The 556-nt window shown below is 63.5% G+C and carries 1 other RNA gene; it reads left to right on the forward strand.

The window, feature by feature from the left end:
* Window positions 1-89: 89 nt before the first annotated feature.
* Window positions 90-454, forward strand: a transfer-messenger RNA (tmRNA) gene (ssrA, locus tag QR78_RS33530).
* Window positions 455-556 lie beyond the last annotated feature (102 nt).

A 556-nucleotide genomic window follows, 5' to 3' on the forward strand; every position in this document is an offset into this window, starting at 1 on the left:
GCCCGGCGGGGTCCGCCGACGGGGTTCGGGGGAGCATTTCCGGGCGCCGGAGACACGCTTTGCGAAACGGACGCAGAATGGTGCGGGGCGGGCTTCAAAAGCGGCACGGAACCCCCTATATTCGCCTTGCCGGTCGCGAGGCCGGCTATGGCGATAAACGTTCTTCGGAATAAACCTATCGGACCCGGGGGCGGTACCCGGCGCCTCCACCCAAGCCCGGAACGGCCCGTTCGGTTCGGGCTTCGGCGGGGGCGAAATAGGATCGACGAGGGCGTAAAGGTTGAGCTTTCGCTCGGCATGGTTCCGCCGTTATCGGGCCAATGCAATAGTTGCCAACGACAACTTTGCTCCGGTGGCGGTGGCCGCGTAAGCGGTCCCCAATACCAAACGAAGTCCTACCGGGTAGCACCGAATAGGCGGGGTTCGGAGGCACCTGGCAACAGAAGCCTCCACTTCGAATTCTCTTCCCGCGAGCGATGCGGCGCCAGGCAACGGTTGATGGCAGACGATCTGATTCGCTACGATCTCCTGGTGCAGGATGCCCTGCGCAACGTCG

Origin of the sequence: Methylobacterium indicum, from assembly GCF_001043895.1 — a bacterium.
In the GTDB taxonomy this organism is placed as follows: domain Bacteria; phylum Pseudomonadota; class Alphaproteobacteria; order Rhizobiales; family Beijerinckiaceae; genus Methylobacterium; species Methylobacterium indicum.